A 22,253-nucleotide genomic window follows, 5' to 3' on the forward strand; every position below is an offset into this window, starting at 1 on the left:
AAAGCCCGCCAGCACATATCTATCCCTTGGTGTATCGGACTTGTTGCCGCCACCGGATTGTTTTATAAATATTGGTACGGTCCACTTTTGATTAATTTGCGAAAATAAATATGACATTTGGATGACATTGGAACAATGCCAGTATCCGCACCACCCAGCAGCAGACATCTGGGTCATTGCTGTGCTGCCTTGGCTGCGGCGTGACCCCCTTCAGCCTTCTTCCATTGCACCAACATGGCTCATATTTCTTCTTCACGTCCACCGCTCAACGAAATCATCGAGCTGAGCGGCACATCTTCGTCGTCGGTTGCCGCGCCTGCCGCTGAGACGAACCCGACCATCGCACCAGCCGAGGGATCCCGGCTTGCCTCCAGGCGCGATCTGGAGCGCCGACCGGCTCAACTGCAAGGCCGGATCGAGCCCCAGCAAGCCCCGGTCCTGTATCAGCACACCGACGCCCCGGCTGATGTCCATATCGAGATTGCGTCCGAGGCCATGCTGCTGTCGGCGTTGACGGCGCAACCGGTAGCCTCCGCGCCCGCGCTGACACAACTGCACCAGGACATGCGCCAGAGCGGCGTCAGTCGTGCCGAATTCGACGACATCGTCACGGCGCTCCAAGGGCGTCACGTGGAATCAGCGTCAGCCGGCGTCAAGCTTGCCTCGCTTAATGATCACGTTGGCATCGCCAGTTTTCCCTTCGCTTTTCGTCACAGCAAGGTAGCCACCCACCTGCTGGTGATCAAGGACAGCGTGCCGGGGCCGGAGGGGGCGTCCGATCTGTATTTCATCAAGGGTTACGCCAATCGGCTGGTGGGGCCACGCGAGCTGCTGGGCTTTGCAGCGCGGCGCGAGGAACTCATGGCCGCAGAAAGCACCGGCGTGGGGGGACCACAGGTGACCATGGAAACCTACTTCTGCACGTATTTGCTGGAGTGTTCGCGCCGCTCGCTTCTGTTCGCGCGCCGCAGCGCCGATGAGAGCAATACTGTGGTCATGCCAGTGCCGCCCAACGCCACCCCGTTTCCCCGCCAGTTTTCATGGGCCAATGCTGAGAACTACATGGCCGAGGGCTTCGGCGAGCCCCCGCCATCGCAGCGCGCCGATGCTCACAGCAGTGATTTTCGGCTGGGATACTGCGACCTCAATGGGCCGGAAAACCGCGCCATCATCTTCCTTACCGACCAGAAGTACCACAACACCTTACGTCCGATCCAGAGCCGTTCCTATGGCCAGTATCCGGCCAGTCTGAACATCGGCGGTGGCGCCATCGCCCAGGTGACCGGTTTCGACGATCGCGGCGTGGAGATCATCGCTCCCAGCGATGCACCGGGGGTGAAGAATGCGACCATGCGTCAACTCATCGAATCTTTCATGGCCGACCGACCGCGCAACCGCACGCTCATTGTGCGCACCGAAGACCAGTACCGGCACCGCTTCGAATATGCGCCAGAGGGCCTGAAGATGACCCTGCTCGATCCACATGGCGAAGCGGTCAAGGCGCTGTCGCCGTTGCCCGGTGCCGATGTCTCGGTCTATGGGTGGCGTGGCGACAATACAGGTCCTTATGGCAGCATCGCCGGCTATGCCGATCCTCGAATCATCGTCTCCACCGGAGAGGAAATTCCGGCCGCCCCCTTCCTCAAGGACCGGCATTCGCTCAAGGGCATCGCCACGGCGGCCTCCCATGTTCTGACTGATATCATCCTCAATGATCTCAACCCCATGGTCAGGGGCACTACGGCCAATGGCGTCATTCGGACCACCTTGCGCGCGCTGATCACCGGCACCACGGTCTATGGGATGACAGCCTTGATGAACAGCCTGCGCGATGAAAAGACCCACACCCTGTTTGCCGGCGCACGCGCCTTCACCGGTTCGGGCGCCGGCGTCGTCGATGAAAAGACCATCGCCAGCGCCATCGCCGTCACGGTGCTGGCGCAGGACGTGGTGACGCAGGCCTACCGCTTTGCCTACAAGAACTTCGTCAAGGACACGGCAAAGAGCCGGGAACAAATTGCGGGCCAGATCTTTAATGAGGCTTTGTTGCCTTTCCTGGGCGAGCTGGGACGGCTGCTGCTCAATTACGGCATCCAGACACGCATGGGATTACCACGCGGCAACGAGAACGATATATACAGTCTCTTCGGCGTGGCCACGGTACTCACGGGCATAGAGTTCCTGCGCGGTCGCTCGGGCGACCCCGACAACCATCTTTTTCTCAGTGCCACCTACAAGGCCATGGACTTCTTCGCCGCCGATCTGGTGTTCCGCTCATTGGGTGCGGTCTACGGGGCTGCGCCGCTGACCGCTAACGTTTCCGGCGCGGCCGCTGAACGCGGCGACATGCCTACCAATTATCTGGAAGCCTTCGTCACGCGTCTGGGTGTGCGCGGCGTGGACAAAGCCTTGCTGCCGATTCTCTCGATCCTGTTCTCCGGTGCCGGCCTGGCCGGTGCCAGTGCGCGCGCCGGTGAGGACCAGTTGGCGCGCGAGAACAGTCCCAACAACATGGTGGCCCGGGTGCGCGATCTACTCAACATCTTTTCCGTTGAAGCCGAGCGCATGATCGAGGGCGGGCGCGATCGTCTGGAGGATATCGAGGCCCTGCGCCGCACCTCGGTCATGCTCAAGGATAGCGTGGAGAACATGCGGCGAGCGATCAATCATCTCAATCTGGAGGCGCCGCGTACTGCGCGCACCGAGCTTGAACAGGTCCGGGCAGCGGCCAGTTTTCATGAGATGACGCCTGCCCAGCAACAGCAGCATCTCGAGGAGGTCCAACGTTACTACCAAGAGATGATCGCCGCCTCGGACCTGCTATCCGGACGTGCAGGACCGGCCGATATCGACCAGGCCGGCCCCTCGCGGATGCCGGATCTGGAGCTAGCCGCCTCCAATAGCATTGCCAGCCTGCCGGTCCGCATTCGCAAGGCCACCGAGCTGTTGATGAAAAGCTTTCCGGCGACCTATGCCGCCAACCCGGCCATGACCTATCCGACCGCGGTCTCCCCCGACTTCATCAGCGCGCCGCTGCCACACACGGCTAGCCCCTCGGCACCCTTCGCGCGCACCGAACGCATTCCACGCCAGCAGACCACCTTCACCGATGCCCAGGTGCCTTACGTCAAGCAATTGCAGCAGACGCTGGGCAATGCACCAGGCATGCCACAGAAGGTGGAGCACAGCAATCCACACTACCAGCGCCTGAGCAATCGTATGATCGAGGAAGGGCGGAAGGCGACCCACGCCTATACGCTGGAGTCTCAACTGTTCCACTATCTGCTGCGCTGGGCACAGACCGGACAGGCGCGCTATCTGCGGTTGGCCCCCGGAGTCTGGTTCAAGACGGCAGCCATGAACCAGCGCGGCAATCTCACTGGTGAGCCTGACCGTATGGTCACGCCTCTATCCGTCCTGATGGTCAATCTGATGTCCTTGCACGCCAAGACCGTCCCGCACAATGTCTACCGGGCCGTGGTCACCGATGCCTACTACGTCGAACAGTCGCGCCAGGCACAGGCCCGTGAACGCTATGGCCCGGATGCCGTCTTCATCGGCGAAGGCGCGTTGCTTGCCATGACCGAATTCATGTCCGTCACCAGTTCCAGGCATATGGCAGCCACCTTCTTGCAGGGGCTGGGCTATGGCGCTGCCCCTCTGGATCGCAGTCAGAAGATGGTGATACAGCAGGAGACCGCCGTCACCGTCATTCCCCTGGCCGAGCACATGCAGGTGGAAAGTCTGCTCATGGCGGGTTCGGTTGCAGTGCTGGACCGCATCGATCACGATCCGCCACCGGAGACCTTGCCACGGGTGGTCCCGAATGGGCAGTCCGAACTTCAGTCGCGCTCGGACGATGGCGACGAATTCAATCTTGGCCAGGTGCTCTACATCCGCCAGCTCGACACCTTCCAGGCCGAACTGCGTTATCACCGCTATCTCGAAGCTCGGGAGCAGGCGCAGCAGGATGGTAAGCCTTTGCGCTTGGAGCTGGAAGACGGCGCCATCTGCTGCCACCCGGATACTGCGCAAATGTATCGTTACGATGCGGCACGCCAGGAAATGGTTTTCACTGGTGGAACACTCAACAATTTCCACGGTGCGCCCCTGGAGCCACGGGAAGACGAACCTGCACGCTGGCGCCATCCCTACCATTCGGCGCTCAGCCCGGCGCAGATTCGCGTGGGTATATTGGGCGCCATTCTTACCGGCCACCCGATCACTCCTTTTCTCAATGACGCCGTGCGCAATGTATCGCACGAGAAGTTCCGGGAAAAAGGTGGCTATTACGACGTCAATCATCCGAATCATCGCTACAAACTGCGTGACGATGCTCGGCGTCAAGCCATGAAAGACCGTGTGCGCGTTAACGTGTTGCCCGAGATACTGGCCTGGACTCCAGCCACCCGTTTCGACCTGCCAGCACCCGGCCAGCCATTCATGCCCGGCCGGCCCTTCCCTGGCGAAATGCTGGCGCGCACCCTTTCCACGGCCTTGCATCGTCCAATGATGATCATGGAGGTGGATGACGCCGGCCAGTTGCTGTTGGAGCAACGAGAGGTGCGCGACCACAACGATGAGGTCCGTCTGCAGGCAGTGCCACTGACAAGACGGCATTTCATCAAGACGCACGACCTGTTCGACCTGACCTATTGCCCCGATGTAGCCCCCATGCTAGGCGTGGGGCCGCGTGGCTACTACATCGTAACCCTGCATGAGGCCAGCTATCGGGCAGTTCCGGTGCGCATTTCCGGCGACGGCCTGCAAGCCGGAAATCTCATCCATGCCTTCCTGGCCGCGGCTTATCCCAACCCCGACCAGCGTCGCTACCTGCTGCGCGACGGCGCGCTAGCCAGCGCTACCGACAGCGGGCGTGGTTGGCGCAGGCTGATGCCTGGACGCCCCGACTATGTGGCCAACTCGGCACGCGATGTGCTCGCCTGTCTCAAGAACTTTGCCCGCAGCGACTACGATCCCATCGATCAGTGGTTAGACCGCACCCATGCTGAGTTGCACGGGAATGTCGCAGGATCGCTCGCCATCTCATGATTTTTGCATGTATCATTGATCAATACGATGTTACTATCAGTGATACTAAAATTTCGTACGCAGCGTAACGTTCTCTCGAAAAGGGGCAGTGATGTTCACTCATCTAAAGATAGCCAAGCGGCTTGGATTGGGTCTTGGACTGGTTCTGGTTTTGTCGTGCATGACCACCGGCGTCGCATTGTGGAATCTGCAGACGCTCAGCGATGCTTCCTCGGCCATGATGAAGAAGCCATTGATGAAAGAACGACTGAGCAGCGACTGGTACCGTGCCATCGATTCGGGTATTATGCGCACCACGGCCATTGCCAAAAGCAGCGATCCATCTCTGACGGCTTTTCTTGCCACAGAGGGTCCCAAGAAATCGGGGGACCTTCAAGAACATATCGGCAGCCTGCTCGACAGCGATGAAGAACGCGCCCTGTTCGACAAGATCGGTGTGCAGCGCAAGCGCTATCTGGCCGCTCGTGATCAGGTGAACCAGCTCAAGGCCGCTGGCGAGACCGCACAGGCACTCAAACTTCTGGAAGAACAATACGTTCCGGTGGCCAAAGGTTTCCAGCAGCTCATGCAAGAATTTCTCAACGTCCAGCGTCATCAGATCGACAGCATCAATCTCCAGATCGAACGAACTGCAGGGCAGAGTCGTCGCTTGCTGTTGATCCTCGAGGGGCTCTCCGTGCTGCTGGCGGCCATTGTGGTGCACCTGCTGGCGCGATCCATCATCAGGCCACTGACCGAAGCGGTCAGTGTCGCGCAACGGGTCGCCAGGGGTGATCTGACGGCAGAACTTCAGGTGGGCGCACGGGACGAGGTCGGCCAACTGATGCAGTCGCTGCGTTCGATGACGCTCAATCTGCGCGAACTCATCGGCAAGCTGCGCAGAAGTATTCATGGCATCGCGATCGCCTCGGCCGAAATTGCTACCGGCAACCAGGATCTATCGGTGCGGACCGAGCAACAGGCGTCCTCGGTAGAAGAAACCGCCGCTGCCATGGAACAGATCGCCACCACCGTCAAGCGCAATGCCGAGCACGCCCGGCGCGCCGATGAGACCACGGCCGTCGCCTCCAGTGCGGCCTCTGCCGGCGGTGATGCGGTGGCGCGCATGATCCAGACGATGGAGACCATCAACCGTTCGTCACAGAAGATTTCCAGCATCATCGGCGTCATTGACGGCATCGCCTTCCAGACCAATATCCTGGCACTCAATGCTGCAGTGGAGGCCGCGCGGGCCGGTGAACAAGGGCGCGGCTTCGCAGTCGTGGCTTCGGAAGTGCGCAGTCTGGCCCAGCGCTCTGCTGCGGCAGCCAAGGAGATCAAGGAATTGATCACCGATTCAGTAGACAAGGTCAATGCCGGTACCGCTCTGGTGCAGGAGGCCGGCAAGACCATCCATGGCATTGTCGAAAGCGTGGAAAGCGTTGCCGCCATCATCGGCGATATCAGCTCCTCGGGGCAGGATCAGGCAAACGGCATTTCCGAAGTCAGTCACGCCATCAACCTGATCGACGACGTCACGCAGAAGAATGCCGCTCTGGTGGAACAAGCCATGGCGGCGGCTTGCGCCATGAAGGATGAGGCCCGCAACCTGGCCGATCTGATCAGCATCTTCAAGCTTGAGGGTGCACCCGAAACTCCTGCGCTGACAGCTGCTGGCAGCCATCCGACCACCCACGCCTTGGCGCTGCCGTTGCAGTATTGAAGAGTCAGGCTGGGCTGCCCTGCCCTGCCTGTGGCCGCCCAAGCAGCGACCGGACGGCGGGATAGTCGTACAGTTCGTCCTTCATCGCCGAGATGGTGTCGGCACGGGTGCCCGGCGGCGCTAGCCTTGGCAGGCCGGCTTTTTCCAGCGCATCCAGTGCGCAGCGCAGCATACGACGCGACCGCGCTACCTCAGCTTGAGGCCATCCGCGTATGCGTGCCATGTTGTAAAGCCCGACGGGCCCGCTGATCAGACCATGTCCGACCGCACGGCCCAGCAGGATGAATTGGTCGCGCCGGGTATAGGTGAAGCGCCGGTAGGCCGCCGTCCCGCGCAAGTCCACGCGCCGATTTGCAGTCTGAAGGGACCAGCGGGGATCATCCCGGGGCGGGTTGAGCACCGCCGAGCTCGGTATCGCAGAGAGGATGCGCTTGTTCTCCGCCTTGCTCACTCGCACCTCTCCGGTGGCGGCTGTGAAGACAGTGCCGCCGATGGCGCCGGTGGTAGCAACCCCGGCCAGTGCGGCAGGTTGAAGTTGGTGACTATCGCCAGGGACTTGCAGGCTGTCGATGTTACTGATGGTATCGATGATGGGTAGGCTGGTCCCGGTTGAAATGCCGCCTTGGAAAGCCTGCACGTAGCGCTGGACGATTTGGGCCGATTCGCCCGGCTTGCGCAGGCGGGCATGGCGATTGCGCTTCTCGAGGTAGGACAGATCGTCCAGGCAACGGCCGATCAGCCCCTCTGCGGGGATGTGACGCCAGTGCTCCATATCGAAGGACTCAAAGTCATCGATATCGCGCGTGGCAGCGGCGATGGCCTCGGCCAGTTCACCGCTGCGCCGCTGTAGCATTGCCAGCGGGCGTTGCTGGCTGCCGCCTGCGGCGATCTGACGTTCGAGGTCCAACTGCTCCTTGACCAGGGTGGCGAGGGCATCTTCGTACACCTCCCTGATGGCAGCGACCTGTATCTCCGGCTGGGTGATAAAGGATTGGCGCAAGGCGGCTTCGCTCACGTCGGCCGCAGTGAGTTCCGAAAAATGCCGCTGTGCCGCTTGCGGCAGCAGGAAGTCACCCCACTTCACATTGGCGCGCATGTTGTAACGATGCCGATTGCGCCGCTCATCCAGATAGCCGGCCCCCCATTGCAAGGGGATGGCGGCACCCAGGATGGCCGGACCGGCAATCTGACCGGCGACGGGGACGGTTGCCGTGATCAGCGCACCTGCCACGCCCACGCCATTGACGGCCATGCCCCAGGTTTTGCTGTAGGTCTGAGTGCGATTGAGGCCGATGCGCCGCCGGTAGGTGCGGTCCATCAGCTCGTGCAAGGTAGTGAAAGCCGAGACCAGGCTGGCCAGCGCTTCGGTATTGTCTTCACCGTCGGCCACCTGCTCGAACCGCGTGATCGCCTGCTCCAAGGCGGTCCGACTGAGCACGGCGGAGTGTCGTATCTGGCCCATGTCCGGGCTCTTGTCGATCTCGGGTCTGACTACCGGTTGTCCGCCGGAGCGCTTGAATGATTCCTTGACATCAGTGAGGGTGCGTAGCCGGCCGGTCACGAACGGATTGATCAAGTTAGGCGGGAGTTCATGAGCCAGTATCTTGACTACTTCGGCCAGTATCTTGATCGCTTCGCTGGCACCAGGCAACTCCGATACGCCCAGGCTCACAAGCGCGGCAGCGGTGCTGACCATGCGCCCGGCAACGCTGTGCAGGCCCTCATAACATGCAGCGGCCCTGATCCCGCGCGCATACTTGGCCACATCGATATTGAGTGCATCCATCATGTGCGCGGTGGCCACATCGGTGAGTAGCGTGCGCGAATAATTCTGCGGGTGGCGCTGGACATCGGCGAGGAGATCGTCGATGGGTTGGTGATACAGGTTGTCCCGTGTCTGGCGAGCGCGTTCGGAATTGGGCAGGCGCGGCAGGAACTTGGCAAGATTGCTCTTGGGAAGATAGATCTCGGCGGCGCGCCGCAATTTGATGGCGGCAACTGCATGATCGAGGTCAAGCGTGCGATCGACAGCGTGCTGGTACTCCAGAAGCAACTGGCCGCGCCGCGCGAGCTGCTGCAGCGTCGGCGAAGCGACCGGATCGGCGGCGTCAGCAGGAGCCTGGATATCGACAAGACCGACCTGGTCCAACTCGCCGCTGCTGATCTCTGTGGACTGTGAGGCAAAGCGTCCTTGCGGCAATGGTGCCGATGCGGTCTTGCGCACTTGAGCCAGCAAGGTCGTTGCTGCACGCCGGTCGGAAAAAATATGTTGCGAATGGGTGCGACTATCTTCGTTGCCGGCGGCCAGCGGTGGCTGGCCATGATCGCTGTTGGAAGGTGCAAGCGCCAGCGGCGGCACTTCTGAGGGCATGGGTAAATCGAAAGAGGAAGAAACGATTTTCATGAAGGCGTAAAAAGGCTTGCGATGGAATTAAGTCGAACATCCAGTGCTTCCCGTTCCGGCCCCTCGCAAAAATTGATAAAGCAGATCAGTTGCTGGTGTAATTGGCATATAGCTGCCGTGCAGGCCCCTCTTGCGCTACTCGGGATGGCGACTGGCCATCTCGGCCGGCCGCCGTCGCTACCCTGCCCCGCTCTGGCGCAGTATTGCGCCTGCTGCTGTGCATAGTGCCTCTCAACTATTACCGTCGGCGAGCAGTCTCGCCTGGTCAAGGCGCTGCTGCAATTGTGCCTGCGTATGGCGGGCGCTGCGGGCGGTGTATTCGATCTGCACACGCTTCTTGACTGCCGTGGGCAACGCAAACATGGAGCGTCCAATGGCCTTTAAAGCGCGGGCAGTGAGGCCCGGCTGGAAACCGACACGGGGGGTTTCCCCACGCTTGGCATCTTCGCGCATCTCGCTACGCTGGGTAATCTTGTCGTTGACCAGTGCGCCGCTGGAGAAGGCCCCGGCCACACCGATGAGAGACATCACCGAGGCGATGGCGAAGCGCCCCCCGTTACTGACCACAGGTGCAGCCGTGGCCGCCACGGTCGGGGCTGCGGCCAACACAGGCGCCAGATTGTTGACCGGCGCTGGGGCTTGGGCCAGCAACTGTACGGCATGGCGGTGCGCTTCGGTGGATTCCGCCTGGATCATGCGCAACAGAGCCGAGACCACCAGCGGCATGTTGCTGCCGGCGAACACCATCTGGAACTGTGCGCCCACCCGTTGCGCCACCTGTGGAATGAAGTCCGACGGTAGGCGCATACGGACCCACGCCGTGCGCACGGCGGTCTCCCAATCGTGCTTGCCATCGACGCTACGCAAGAGGATTGCACGGTTTTCCGGCGAGACGCTCAGCCAATTGTCTGCCTGGACATGTGCTTTATCCGCCTTCAACTGTGTCAACTGGGCTCCCAGGGCCTCATAGCGCTGCCGCCCGCCTTTCATCTCATCAAGCTTGTGCTCATTGAGGGCCAGCCTGTTGCCCTCGCCTGCTTCCGGGTCATCTCTGTTGGCGACCAGTGCGCGCCACTCATGCGGATTCATGCCGAGCATGTCGGCCATTTCCTGCTCAAGATACTGGATATGCAGCGACAGGTACTCCTTGAACTGACCCAATGCGACTTCTTCGCCGCGCGTCCATTGGCGCGGGACATCGCTGAGGTCGAGGTGCTCCGGGCCCAGAGACTCCAGGTTCAGTTGCCCGGCCTCCAGTTGCGCCTGCTGCTCGGGACGGATCAGGCGGGTTGAGCGCAAGGTGGCCAAAAGGGTGTCGCTTTGCTTGGCCAACTGCCCCTTGGGGCCAGCCCAGAACTGCTGCAGGCCCATGGTCAATACAGCGGTGCCGATCTGAATATAGGCCGACAGGTGGGCGTTGCCCATGGCCGTCCCGCTGATTTGCCCGGCCAGGGTGCCCGCCACACGCAGTACGCGATTCCATGCCAGATAGTACTGGCTGACGTAATTGAGTTCAGTGACCTCCTTGCGCACCTGGAATTTGTTCTGCAACTGCATGTGCTGCTGCATCAGGCCAACCGCCGCGTCACCGTCCCGCTGCATTTCATCAACCCGCGCACTCCATGCCGGCGAATCTCGCTCCAGAGTGTCCAGTACACGGCTATGTTCTTCCATGCGCTTGGCCGATTGCTCCATCTCCCGGGTGACGTCGATGAGCTGCTTTCGTGTCTCGGGATAGAGCGGCGCCCGCATTTCCTTGGAGCGTGCCGGCTGCCCCTTAGCACGCATCAACTCCTGGCGGGCCACCATCGGAATCTGGATGGCCGCATTGATCATCGGCGTAATCAGTGAAAAACCGACCTGCATGCATAGATTGACCAGCGCATAATGGACCGGATGATTTTTAAGGTCTTCGCGCGGGACTGAAGCGGTATAAATGGAAGGCAGCACGGAAAGAAAATTGCCCAATTGACTGCTCAGCGCGTAGACCGTACCCGAACCTACCCAGCCCCCTTTGAAGACGCCACCCACGACCCTTTCGAATTCCTCGGAGGTGATGTGTTGCATCTGCAAATAGAGTTCCTGAGCGCGGGTCCAGTCCTGCTCCGCTTGTGGCTTTGCCAGTTGCATCTGCTGTTCCCTGACGAACGCCAATGCATGTTCGGGGTTAATCGGTCGATTCTTGACGTGCAGGTAATTGCTCAGGATCTGCTGAAGCTCGATATCGCCGGCGCGAGCCGTTTCGGCCGCTGACGCCAGCGGCAGGTCAGCCAGTTCCTGGGCTGACGACTGCTCTTGCTGAACGATCTCGATCAGGCTGGCCGACGGCGGCGTGAGGCTGATGCTGATGGCCGCACCGGCGCCACCCTGTGCTGACGTCGACGCTGCCTCGCGAGTCGGCGACAAGACGTCGGCCTGCGTGATTTCCCTTGTGATGTGCATGATATGTTCCGTTGTCTAATGCGCTCATACGTGGCTTACGCCGCGCTAACGAGCCTGTGTTGGGTCTTGGACCTGGTACGCCTGGTACTTTCCAGGAAGTGGTTCTGCTGCCATTGCCGTGCTTGGGTGGCATAGTGGATGAAGGCATTGACCAATTTTTGCGCGTCGATCTGGGCCAGTTCGGCGCGCCCCATCAGCATGGCGTGACCGGTCTCAAAGTTGACCGAGAAGGTGGGCGTGCCCACGCCAAACATCAGCAAATTGCATTCGAGCAGGCGCTGCAGGATGTCGGCACGGTCGCCGTTGTCGGGAATGGGGCCAAAGTCGCAGAAGTACGCGATGCTCCCCTCCTCCATGGCAGCGCCGTCCATCAGTGTGAAGTTGATGCCGTCGATCTCCAGTTGCGCATGTCCGGTCACCCCCTCCGGGAGAGTGGTGTTGGCAAGGCGCGAAATATCGGCCACCAGCGTGCGAAAGTCAGTTTCTTTCATTGAGCTCTTTCGAAATTGGCCACGGACTAAATCCGCTGTTGTGCAATGCATGTCACACAGATGTCAGCTTATTTCGTCAACAATGACGGTATCGATCGACTCCGTGCGCAGTCATGGGTCACCATCGTCGTGATCACAGTTCCACTCATCACGGCATGTTTATCGCCATCTGCCGGGCAGTTCACCGGGCCGCAGGGCGTGGAGTGGCCGATTCCGGCACGTGCGCGCGCCATCGACGCCATCAAAGAAATAGAAAAAAGATGTGCCCGATAGAACCTGCTCCCGGGAACTTGGTATAAACCAACGCTTTCAGAGAACAAGAAGGGAGATTGTCATGTACACGTTGCGTGCACATCGTGGATAGAAATACGATGGTCCTGCTCCACCGTTGTGGGTCCGGCGGACTTGTCCGCAGGGCAGAATACGGACGGGGGACGCCCCGCCCGTCATGAAAAAGCGTCAGCGCTTGCTGGTCAGCATCTCGTGCAATTCGATGCGGTTATAGGCAATGCGCAAGGCGTCGCGCGGATTGATCCTCTTCTTGGCGATCAGCTGGATCAGGACATCGTTGAGCGTGCGGGACATATTATCTTCCTTGCGCTTCATGAAGTCGCCAATCAGCGGTAGCTTTTCAGGATCCATGATGAAGGGAGCGATCTGCTGGTTGTTGTTGAACACCATCTCGCTGGCCATGACGTGTTGTTCGCCATCCTCGGAGGGCAGCAGACTCTGGAAGATGACGCCGATCAGAGAGTCAGCCAGCGATGCCGCGCGTTGTGTCCGTTGATCAGGCGGGAAGAAACTGAGAAGTTTTGTAATGGCACGCACTGCACTGCTGGTATGCAGGGTAGCCAGGACGAGGTGCCCGGACTCTCCGGCATGGAGGACCGTGTCGGCAGTCTCGAAGTCACGGATCTCACCGACCATCAATACGTCGGGCTTTTGACGGAGGGCTTCGCGTAGACCGCTGGAAAAACTCGCGGTATCCGTGGGTACCTCTTTTTGAGAAATAATGGATTGCTTGCGTTGAAGTTCGTATTCGATGGGTTCTTCGATCGTGACGATATGTGCGTGACGGGTCGTATTGATGTACTCCAGCATGGAGGCCATGGTGGTCGTCTTGCCAGCACCGGTGGGACCCGTGATGAGAATGAGGCCTTTGGTGACATCCAGAATGGTCTTGATGTAAGGCGGCAGTCCAGTGCTCTCCAGTGGCATGGGCTCCAGAGGGAAGCGACGGATCGAGATCGCCACCCGGGTGCCGCGCGCCATGCGAAACACATTGCAACGCAGCCGCCAGCGATCAAGGATGAACGGAGAATCGATTGCCTTGTCGATGATCTTGTCTTCCCAATCCTCATCGATTGCGTTGAGCAAGGGTTGCATCTCGTCGAGCGCTACCGGGACGTCGCCATAAGACTGCCAGCCACGAGGCGTCTTCAGCATCACCGGCTCGTCCTGCTCGATATGGATATCGGAGAAGGTCTTTGGATTGTTCAGCAGCAAAAGGAGTTCTTGCTGCAGGTCTCGTGCAAAGGAGGAATTGTTTGCCATTCGGTCACCTGGGTAGGTCATGATTTATTGAGCAACCGGAGAAACGTTAGTGCCTTGCCTATCCAGTTTTGGCATTGAGCCACCGAGGAATGAAGACATCGCAGAGCCTCGGAGGGTCGAATGAAATTGCTCTATATTAATAATTAAAGTATACCTTCCGTTGAATGACGAGATGTTCAAGAATTCTCAACGTTTTGACAACAGAAATTTGGAAAATCCATCGACGTAGAGATGGCATAACACTGCTTGAATCGCGAAATGAAAATAGCATGCTATCTACGTAATCCGGCTGTATATACCCAAGTGAAGGAAGCACTAATGCGAGCCGGCCTCGAACCGGTTCATTTCACGACGGAGACTGATTTGTTGCGCGCGTTGCGGCGCAGAGGATTTAGCCTGATCATCATCGATATCACCGTTGCCCCTGGAAGTGACGACAATATTTTCTCCTGGCTGAACTATCGAAGCGGTGATCGTACCCCGACCCTGGTCTTGTCGCCGACGCGTAGCGCAGAACTGGCCGCGCTAACGCTGGACAGTGGCGCTGACGACTTTCTGGTCCGTCCGTTTGAAGTCATCGAGTTTACGGCGCGCGTCAATGCCCTTATCCGGCGGTCGGCGCCTACCGCCAGTCGGCGCACGATTGAATACGCCGGGTTTTCTCTGAACCGGGAATCCACCAGATTCAGCTACCAGGGAACCCCGATCAACCTGACGCCGCGCGAATTCAGCATGGCGTGGCTATTCTTTTCCTCGCCCGGGGTCTACATTTCGCGCGACACCATCGGCGCAGTGATCTGGAGCACCGACAGCGATATCGCTGGCCGCACCATCGAACAACACGTCTACAAGCTACGCAAAAAACTGCAGATCGACCCCAACCGGCCGGTAGTCATGATTCGTACTGCCTACAACCAAGGATATCGGCTGGAGCTATGCAAGGAAGCCTCGCCCACCTCGGACACAGCCGATCCGGACGACTACCTCCCTGCCTGAACGAGTGCCTCGGTCGGGATGTTGCGATAGACCCGCCTGGCGTACTCGATTCGCAGCTTGGGATTTCTTGCATTATACGCACCGACCGCCTCCCAGGTTGGCCCCATCTTCTGCATGTTCTGGGAGAGGATCCACGCGCCAACCTGAAGATTGACACAGGGATCCCTCAGGCGGGACTCGTCGATCCCGTACTTCTTCAGGGTCGGCAGCCAGGCGCTGTTGATCTGCATCAGGCCGATATCGTAAGAACCGTTCTTGTTCTGGTTCCTCGCCAGAGGATTGAGATTGGATTCGGTCTTGGCGATCGCATACAGGAGATGCACGTTTACGCCATACCAGTTGGCCACCTGCTCCCAGCAGGCGTGCGCAAGGCCGCAACTGGAAGCCAGCAGGATGCCGGCCAGCAGGTCGCGTCCGAGGCGCCGTATGACGGGAATGCCGGCAGCAGCGCTATGATCAGGGTGAGTAAGTACCATTGGCATATCTAAAAGTCTTGTCCTGGTAGCAGATGAGCGGCGTTGCGTTCTGGTCCATCAAGATCGTACCGATAGGGAACTTGATGAATGGATTGCCATCGTCGTCAATTGCGTTGTAGTTGCAGGGATCATGAGGATTTGCGGAGTCGTACAACTGAATACGCGGCGAATGCATGCCGCCTTTGGAGTTGACGTTGCCCTGGGCGTAGATGTTGTCGGCAGTGATGTTCTTGCCGACCGCCAAGTTGATGCCTACCGTCATGTCGCGACCTGCATTGATATCGTTGCCGGCTCCTACATTGCCTTGGCTATTAATGTCGCCAGTGGCGCTGATGGTTCCCGCGGAAGTGATGGACTGGCTAGCCGCAAGCTTGCTGGCATCAAGGGTTCCGGGCACGTTCATGTTGCCCTGCTGGTCAACCGCTAGCGCCACCCACTTGGCGCCATCATAGGTAAAGGCCCGACTCAGGCTGGTGACCATACGCACGTCACCGGCCTGGCTCCCTGAACCGGGTAGGTCCGACCAAGTGGCAACAGGCTCGCGCCATTGGGAAGACGTGGACCAGACACCATTGCTGGCGCAAGTGATCAGGTTGCGCGTGGCGCTGTCGATGGCGATACCCGCCTCTGCCACACCAGCGGCGTTCAGGCAGGACGTGCCGCTGTGCGCCAGGGCTGCCGATGCAAACCGTAGCGCAGTATTCATGCGGTTGAGCTCGGGTCGGCCCGGCACTGCATTGCGGTAGAGAAAGTCAGTGGAGAGCTGGCCCGGGCCATCGTAGAAGATGCTCGATACCAGATGGCCGCCATCGGCTGCGCCGCCACTGAGTGCTGTGGCGCCGCTACAAGCCACCGAACGATAGGGATCGGTGGCGATGCTCCAGGAGGCGCCTCGCGCCACGCCCGGATTGGCCGAGGTGATGTAGCCGCTGCCGATACCGGCATTCATGGAGACGGCGGCGATATCGCGATCAGGGATCTTGCTGCCCCCGCTGGTGATCACCAAGGCATCGAACTGCCCTGGATGACCGGCGGGATCGGGCTGGCGTATCAGGATGCAGGGTATCTGCCCATAGGGATTGCTCGTGGCCATGTTATTGGCAACCAGCTTGGCTGCTTTCAGATCGGCCAGACCGACAGCCACAACCGTGGCCGCAGAGGGTGTAGCGCTCTGCAGGGCCTGGTTGTTGACACTGAGGTATTTCGCTGCTGCCGCACTGACCTGCGACTGATAGTAGGCGGTCTGCGTGCCCTTTAGATCATCGATGGAGCTGTCGATCAGGCGCGAGAGACCCAGCAGGATCATCGAACCGATCACCAGTGCGCCGAGCACTTCGATGATGGCGAAACCGCGCTGCGGGCGGGGGCGTGAGGGGGAATTGCGCATCGGATCGGCTCCGGGGAAAGAAGGTGCAGGCCGGGCTGCATGGACGGCGGCAACGGCAGCGAAACGGGGAGGCGAACAGGATACTTGCTGCATACGTATCCTCATTGAGTCATAGCGATCCACAGCGGGGCACCATCAGCAATGCCCCTGCCCGCCAGCGCGGCGACCGGAATTCCGGTATCGCCGAAGAGGCCCGATTGCAGTGTGCTCTTGCCGCGTCGATAGACGCCGACCAGCAGGGAATTGCCGGAGATCTGGTTGAGATCGGCAGTAATGTTTGTCGAGGGCAGCGAGGTGGAGTAGATATAGATGATCCCGTCCTGGTCTCGGTAGTTGTCCCAGAGCAGTCGATCACTTTGCTGATAGAGCACCGACCAGCTCGGTAAGGCTTTGGCGCTTTTGAGAGCTTCGATAGACACGCTCGTTCCACGCAAGTCGTGGGCGCTGAAATAGTCGATGACAGCCTGCCGGTACAGCGCCATCTCTGCTGCCACCTCCCGGCCAGAATTGGACTGAACCACGGCCAGTGCCTGGCTGCTGGTGCTGGAGTAAAACTCACCCGCCGCGATCATTACCAGTGCCACGATGAGGCCCCACATCGCTCGTTCCTTTCCTTGGTCGACATCGTTGCCACCGGGTGGCGCTGCGTTCATGCATCAACCCGGCGGTCGTACCATTCGCTTCGATGAAGGTATGTTCAGCAGGGGCTTTCAGGACGCCGTAAAGGTCACTGCATTGCCAGCGGCCGAATTGACCGAGCACAGCGAATTGGCGTTGCTCACCGTCGCCGGGAAGCTGGTGATCGGGTTGTTGCCACCCTGGTCGATCTGGGTCCAGCCGCTGGCACCGCTGATCATGCTCACGCAGACATCCTGTGGTACTGCGTTGTAGGTGATGGTAAAACCCGTCGTGGTTCCAACAATCGTCACTGCCCCGCCCCAACTGTTGCTCAGGGTAGTGTTAGTCGGTCGTGCCAAGGTGTTGGGAATCGCGTTGGCCAACAGCAGGCTGGGCACTAGCGACGAAGTCGGGTAGCTTTGGCCAATATAGAGCTTTCTGACGGCGGTCCGGATGGCGACTACCTCTTCGGTCATCTGGTTGGCCTTGGCACTGCCGAAGGCACCGGTCAGCAACGAGACCGCGCCCAGTACTACGATGGCTGCAATACCAAGGTATGCAATGCCTTCCAGCAGCGACGCCCCTTGCTGCCGCGCCAGTAAGCTATCCGAACGGATGGCCAGATGGTCTTTTCTGTTATGGATGTGTTTGCTTTTCATCATGCTTTCCTTGTCTGGTTGTTCAATGGACACTTCGCGTTAGTGCTGCAATTTCCTGCTGGATGCCGAAAAATCCGGTCACGAGCCAGCCAATCACCAAGGCCAGGGTAATGATGGAAAAACCGTTCAATACCTTCATCCTCAGCGAGATGGCCTCCACGCCCTGCTCCATCCATTCATCTGCCAGAAGCTTGAGCGCTTCTGCGAATCCTTTGTATTCCGCATAGACGCACAGGTCATCAATAACTTCCTTGGACGGGAACTGATACCCTGCATTGCGCAGCGCCTCGCCGCAGTTGAGCCCCGAACGCACCCCCAGCAAGGCGCCGTCCAGGCGTTCGCGCAGCCAAGGTTGCGCCATCGCCGAAAGCCGCAGCAGGGACTTCTCTACCGTCACCCCGGCTGACTGCAAGGCAGAAAACGCAGTGAGGAATCCGCATCCGACCATCAAACGATAGATCGAATAAGGCGGCAGCCGGTCCACCACGATGCGCAGCGAACCGGTCCAGCGGCTCATCGACAGCACCAGGACTACCAGCAGTACCAGCAAGCCAAGCACGGCGTAGACCATCCAGTGCTGAACCCACACCGACATCAGGTACAGCGACCTGGCCGCACCATGCCAGCCGGAGGGATCGATCATGCGGGTGAACTCGGGGATGACCCGGGTCCCGAACAGGTAGATGTAGACGATCACCAACGCCAGCACTGAGAGCGGATAGGCCAGCCCGCCAAGGATCACGCCCTGGAGCTTCTTGCCTGCCTGGACCACACCCACCACGGCCATGAGCGTATGCTCCAGCTTGCCGGACTGTTCTCCAGCCATGATGATCATCTGCTCCGAGCGCGGCACCCACCAGTCCAGGCCCTCGGCCAGCAGGCGACCGTTCTGAACCATGCGCCGGCAGTCGTCCAGTACGATGGCCAGTGGCTCGTAGGGCTTCTTGCCGTGTTCGGAGGCGCGGTCGCGCAACTCCTCCAGTATCTTGAGCAAGGGCAGACCGTGGGATAGCATCTTGGCGATCTTGCGATACAGGCTTAACCTGACCGTGGCCGTGAATTGGGTCCGAGCCCACCAGCGATTAAGATCACGCAGCACCATCGGCCTCCACCACATGCAGATGATGCACGGAGGCCGCCACTGGCCCCTGGAAGTGACCGACCACCTTTTCCGCCATGGCCGGATCAATCAAGCCGGCCACCACCTTGTCGAGGGCGTGATCGGCGATGCTCCGACCACCCAGGGATTCCTTCCAGTGACGCCAGGCCTGACATTTCTCTCCCATCCGCAAATGGCGGAAGAAGCTCTCGTCGGGCACGATGACCTCCGCCACGACGGTGCGTCCGATGGTGCCGCGATGCGAGCAGAACTCGCAACCCGGGCCAGAGATGCAGACATCTTGCAGGCGGTCAGGAATCACCTGACGCAAGCGCGCCAGCAAGGCCGCCGGTACCTGATCCAGATGCGCCAGCAACGGCCTCTTGCAATGGGGGCACAGTTGCTTGACCAGGCGCTGGCTGATCAGGCCGGTAATGACGGTGTGATCTAGTACCAGGCTCTGCTGCAAGCCAAGGTCGATGAGACGGTCAACGATAGCCAACGCACTGTTGGCATGCAGAGTGGTCCATATCTGGTGGCCCGTCATCGAGGCGCGTAAAGCATTCTGCGCCGAGGCCCGATCACGGATCTCGCCGATCATGATGGTGTCCGGATCGAGCCGCATGGCATTGGAGATGGCAGCCGAGAACAGGCGCGAGCGTTCCTCTTCGGTATGCGCATTGGTTATCGTAGTCTGGACCGCACCCTCGATCGGATATTCGACCGGGTCCTCGATGGTCAATACGTGCAGTTTCCCTTCGCCTTCAAGGATCTGCCCATTGAGCACGCGCTGCAGCGTGGTCGACTTGCCCGAGCCAGTGGGCCCGCTGATGATGTTCATGCCGATGGGCTGCTCCTTGAGACGTTGCAGGTCGCTTACCTGCTGGGCAGAAAATCCCAGCGAGCCCAGGTCCAGGTTTTCGCCAACATCGTTGTACAGCAGCCGCAGTACCATCAGGCTGCCCTCATTGGTCGGTACGGTGGCGATGCGCACGCCATACAATTCCGGTGGCAGCTTGTCGCGATCGGCGATGCTGGCGTCCTGGCGTTCGGTCGGTTTGTAGGAACTGTCCGAGACCGAGGTCATGGCGCCATATAAGGTAGCCAACAGCCGCTCACCGTATTCACGGGTCTGTCCTCCTACTGGCAACAGATCGTTGTGAATGCGGAAATAGATCTCCGTGCAATTCTTCCGCACCCGCAGGTGGATGTCCGAGGCACGCACCCTGCAGGCCTTGTTGAGCATCTCCTTGGCCGTGACCTGCATCATCGAATGTTCCTGATTGCGCTCGGCCTGGAGCGGCAATCCATTACTGTTGATGCGCCGGATCAGCTCGATGCTGGCCTGGACCTCTCTGAAGGGGTGGCCCATGCGTTCCAGGCGCCCGCGATAGGACAGTACATGAGGATTGAATGCCTGTCCGGCGACCACCAGCAGGCGGCCGTCGCCCAGTAGGCAAAGCAGCTTTTTTTCTTCCGGCCTGGCCTCCAGGCTGCCGGAATTGCTGAGGATGCCAAGTCCACACAGGGCCTGCAGATCGTCGAGTCCAAGTGTGGCCTGCCCCTTGCCCACCGCTTGTCCCTCCTGCCGTTCGGCATGTTGGATCATCGGGCGGCACTCCGTGCTGGCACAGCGGGCAGGCCCAGTGCGCTACCCGCGAAGCCGCTATTGAAGCCCACGTTCTGCTGTACATAGGTTCCCAAGCGGATGCGCTTATTTGACTTGGACATCACCACGACCTCACGCGGCGTCACCGAGACCACCTTCATGCCATTGGACAAGGTGTCACCCTGCTGGACATCTACCACGCTGCCATCGCTGAGCTGCAGGGTGGCGAAGATATTGGTACCCACGCCTTCAATGGCACGGATCACCGGATCGCCCACCACAACGGGCTGGGTGATGGCCGTGGTCATGTTCTGCTTGACGGCGATCTCGTTTTGTCGCGTGACGATGTTGGACTGGATCTCCAGCTGTCGTTCGCGGGCCTTCAGCACCAGAGTTTCGGCCTCGATCCGCGTGAGGCTCTCGGAGATGTTTTCAGCCGAGGCCGACACAACATGCAAGGCCGTGGCCGCGACCCAGATCAGCGCCAATTTATTTCGCATAGATCGTTCCCTCCAAGGACCACTCGGCCCCGTGATAAACAAGTTTTTCTACCCGGACGCCCGGGCGGCTGAGCATGGTGGCAATGTCGGCGGGCGCCATGCCATGTGCACTGATGGAAAACAGAAAAGAGCGCCAGCGGGGTTGCCACTGCTGTTGCTGTGCCTGTAGCTTCAGCGGAGGTACCTCGCTCAGCTTCATGGGCAGACCAATGGCCTGGAACCGCGACATCAATCCTTCCAGGGTCGGCTGCGCCTCGCCCAATATGTCGTTATCACCGCTGGACATCGACAGCGCACGGACATAGCTGGCCTTGTCGCCGCTGGCATCGATCATTGCTTCCGGTACCTGGGCTCGCAGCAGCGCAATCGTCGAGTCGCCGCGCAGCCAGCTGTAACTTTGACGTTCCGGCGTGCAGAGATAGCTATCCAGTTGCCAACCACCGGCGGTCAGATGATCGAACCGATCCATACAGGTCTTCACCATCAGCACGGGCAGTGGTATGTGCGACCATGGATGCGCGGCGGCCGACGCCTCGCGCTGTATCTGCTCGCGTGCTCGCGCGATGGCCAGTTCACTTTCACGTTCGACCTGCTTTTGCTGGTAATAACGCCAGGCTAGCCATCCGCCCGCGGCCACCAACAGGACCGCGGTGACGCCCAGCGCAGTGGGCAGCCAGGATGGTAGGCCATCGATCTGATACAGACGCCACCACTTGTGCACGCGGATGCTGCCATCCTTCTTGCGCGGAATCAGGGTGGCGATAGTGCGGGCGTTGAAATTGTGGAAGCCCATATCGACCAGTTCCGGCTCGCCGATGACCACATTCCATCCACCCAGCGCATAGTCGGAGTGCAGCCGGTCGAGTACTTCTTCCTTCTCACCCACGAAGTCGCCGTTGGGCAGGAAGTTGGCGTCGCGCACCGCGAGGTACAGCCATTTTCCGTCCGGAAGCATGAACGCCCCCAGCCAGTTGTGGACCGCCTGCTGCTCGCCGTCGTAGAAGGCGCCCTCGATGGCCAGTGTCTTGGAGACGATCGCCGCCAGCGAGAACATGCCGCAACGCCCGCCCTCCCGACTATGCGCAAAACCAGCCTGGGCGGTGGAATGGTCCATGCGGATAACCAGCAGATCGGAATCGATCTTGCGGCCGAGATCAATGGCCTCCTTCTTCAGTTCGCGCGGACGCGACAGGGATTGCCAGAAAAGCCCACAGACGAACCTGTGCTTTTCTATCTGGGTAACATAGCTCGCCATGGCTCGGTT

General features: G+C 59.8%; 15 protein-coding genes. 3 read left to right on the plus strand and 12 right to left on the minus strand.

Annotation, left to right across the window (positions count from 1 at the left end; translation table 11 throughout):
* Nucleotides 1–234: 234 nt before the first annotated feature.
* Together RC54_RS12960 and RC54_RS12965 are read left to right on the plus strand one after the other, a co-directional pair.
* Nucleotides 235–5,052: a hypothetical protein gene (locus tag RC54_RS12960; protein ID WP_156481333.1), complete on the plus strand. Its 4,818-nt coding sequence runs from the start codon at nucleotides 235–237 to the stop codon at nucleotides 5,050–5,052.
* 91 nt (nucleotides 5,053–5,143) lie between these two features.
* On the plus strand, nucleotides 5,144–6,754 hold the full coding sequence (locus RC54_RS12965; RefSeq protein WP_061790324.1) for a methyl-accepting chemotaxis protein: 1,611 nt from the start codon (nucleotides 5,144–5,146) through the stop codon (nucleotides 6,752–6,754).
* 4 nt (nucleotides 6,755–6,758) lie between these two features.
* On the opposite strand, the gene RC54_RS12970 is transcribed toward RC54_RS12965, so the two are convergent.
* From RC54_RS12970 to RC54_RS12985, 4 genes are all read right to left on the minus strand, one after another.
* Entirely contained in the window at nucleotides 6,759–9,125 is a 2,367-nt protein-coding gene (locus tag RC54_RS12970) for a hypothetical protein (protein WP_061790323.1), read from the minus strand.
* A 264-nt stretch (nucleotides 9,126–9,389) separates the two neighbouring features.
* The gene (locus tag RC54_RS12975) at nucleotides 9,390–11,600 is read right to left on the minus strand and encodes a hypothetical protein (RefSeq protein ID WP_061790322.1); all 2,211 of its coding nucleotides are present in this window, start codon (nucleotides 11,598–11,600) and stop codon (nucleotides 9,390–9,392) included.
* Nucleotides 11,601–11,635: 35 nt separating this feature from the next.
* Nucleotides 11,636–12,091 carry a CesT family type III secretion system chaperone gene (locus RC54_RS12980; RefSeq protein ID WP_058895588.1) on the minus strand — a complete coding sequence of 152 codons (456 nt, stop codon included), beginning with the start codon at nucleotides 12,089–12,091 and terminating at the stop codon, nucleotides 11,636–11,638.
* A gap of 459 nt (nucleotides 12,092–12,550) precedes the next feature.
* Nucleotides 12,551–13,645, minus strand: coding sequence for a type IV pilus twitching motility protein PilT (locus RC54_RS12985; protein WP_058897566.1), 1,095 nt, complete (start codon nucleotides 13,643–13,645; stop codon nucleotides 12,551–12,553).
* Between the two features lie 318 nt (nucleotides 13,646–13,963).
* Here RC54_RS12985 and RC54_RS12990 point away from each other — a divergent pair, with 318 nt between their 5' ends.
* Nucleotides 13,964–14,641, plus strand: coding sequence for a response regulator transcription factor (locus tag RC54_RS12990; protein WP_231738584.1), 678 nt, complete (start codon nucleotides 13,964–13,966; stop codon nucleotides 14,639–14,641).
* Here the strand turns inward: RC54_RS12990 and RC54_RS12995 are convergent.
* The 8 genes from RC54_RS12995 to pilO2 form a co-directional block, all read right to left on the minus strand.
* Nucleotides 14,626–15,117 (minus strand): lytic transglycosylase domain-containing protein, encoded by a 492-nt coding sequence (locus RC54_RS12995; protein ID WP_058895590.1) that lies wholly within the window; start codon nucleotides 15,115–15,117, stop codon nucleotides 14,626–14,628. The two genes, RC54_RS12990 and RC54_RS12995, sit on opposite strands and share 16 nt — an antisense overlap.
* A complete protein-coding gene (gene pilV / locus RC54_RS13000; protein ID WP_058895591.1) occupies nucleotides 15,098–16,504 on the minus strand; it encodes a shufflon system plasmid conjugative transfer pilus tip adhesin PilV in 1,407 nt (468 codons plus the stop codon). Before pilV ends, RC54_RS12995 begins: the two co-directional genes overlap by 20 nt.
* A gap of 101 nt (nucleotides 16,505–16,605) precedes the next feature.
* Nucleotides 16,606–17,103, minus strand: coding sequence for a type IV pilus biogenesis protein PilM (pilM, locus tag RC54_RS13005; RefSeq protein ID WP_058895592.1), 498 nt, complete (start codon nucleotides 17,101–17,103; stop codon nucleotides 16,606–16,608).
* 111 nt (nucleotides 17,104–17,214) lie between these two features.
* Nucleotides 17,215–17,784 carry a type 4 pilus major pilin gene (locus tag RC54_RS13010; RefSeq protein ID WP_244216338.1) on the minus strand — a complete coding sequence of 190 codons (570 nt, stop codon included), beginning with the start codon at nucleotides 17,782–17,784 and terminating at the stop codon, nucleotides 17,215–17,217.
* Between the two features lie 19 nt (nucleotides 17,785–17,803).
* Nucleotides 17,804–18,880 (minus strand): type II secretion system F family protein, encoded by a 1,077-nt coding sequence (locus tag RC54_RS13015; protein ID WP_164471243.1) that lies wholly within the window; start codon nucleotides 18,878–18,880, stop codon nucleotides 17,804–17,806.
* Complete coding sequence (locus RC54_RS13020; protein ID WP_058895595.1) at nucleotides 18,870–20,489, minus strand: GspE/PulE family protein; 1,620 nt, start codon at nucleotides 20,487–20,489, stop codon at nucleotides 18,870–18,872. The genes RC54_RS13015 and RC54_RS13020 overlap by 11 nt, the downstream gene beginning before the upstream one ends.
* Entirely contained in the window at nucleotides 20,486–20,989 is a 504-nt protein-coding gene (gene pilP / locus RC54_RS13025) for a type IV pilus biogenesis protein PilP (protein WP_058895596.1), read from the minus strand. The genes RC54_RS13020 and pilP overlap by 4 nt, the downstream gene beginning before the upstream one ends.
* The gene (gene pilO2, locus RC54_RS13030) at nucleotides 20,979–22,244 is read right to left on the minus strand and encodes a type 4b pilus protein PilO2 (protein ID WP_061790321.1); all 1,266 of its coding nucleotides are present in this window, start codon (nucleotides 22,242–22,244) and stop codon (nucleotides 20,979–20,981) included. The genes pilP and pilO2 overlap by 11 nt, the downstream gene beginning before the upstream one ends.
* Nucleotides 22,245–22,253: the final 9 nt, after the last annotated feature.

This window comes from Herbaspirillum rubrisubalbicans (assembly GCF_003719195.1).
GTDB lineage: Bacteria > Pseudomonadota > Gammaproteobacteria > Burkholderiales > Burkholderiaceae_D > Herbaspirillum > Herbaspirillum rubrisubalbicans.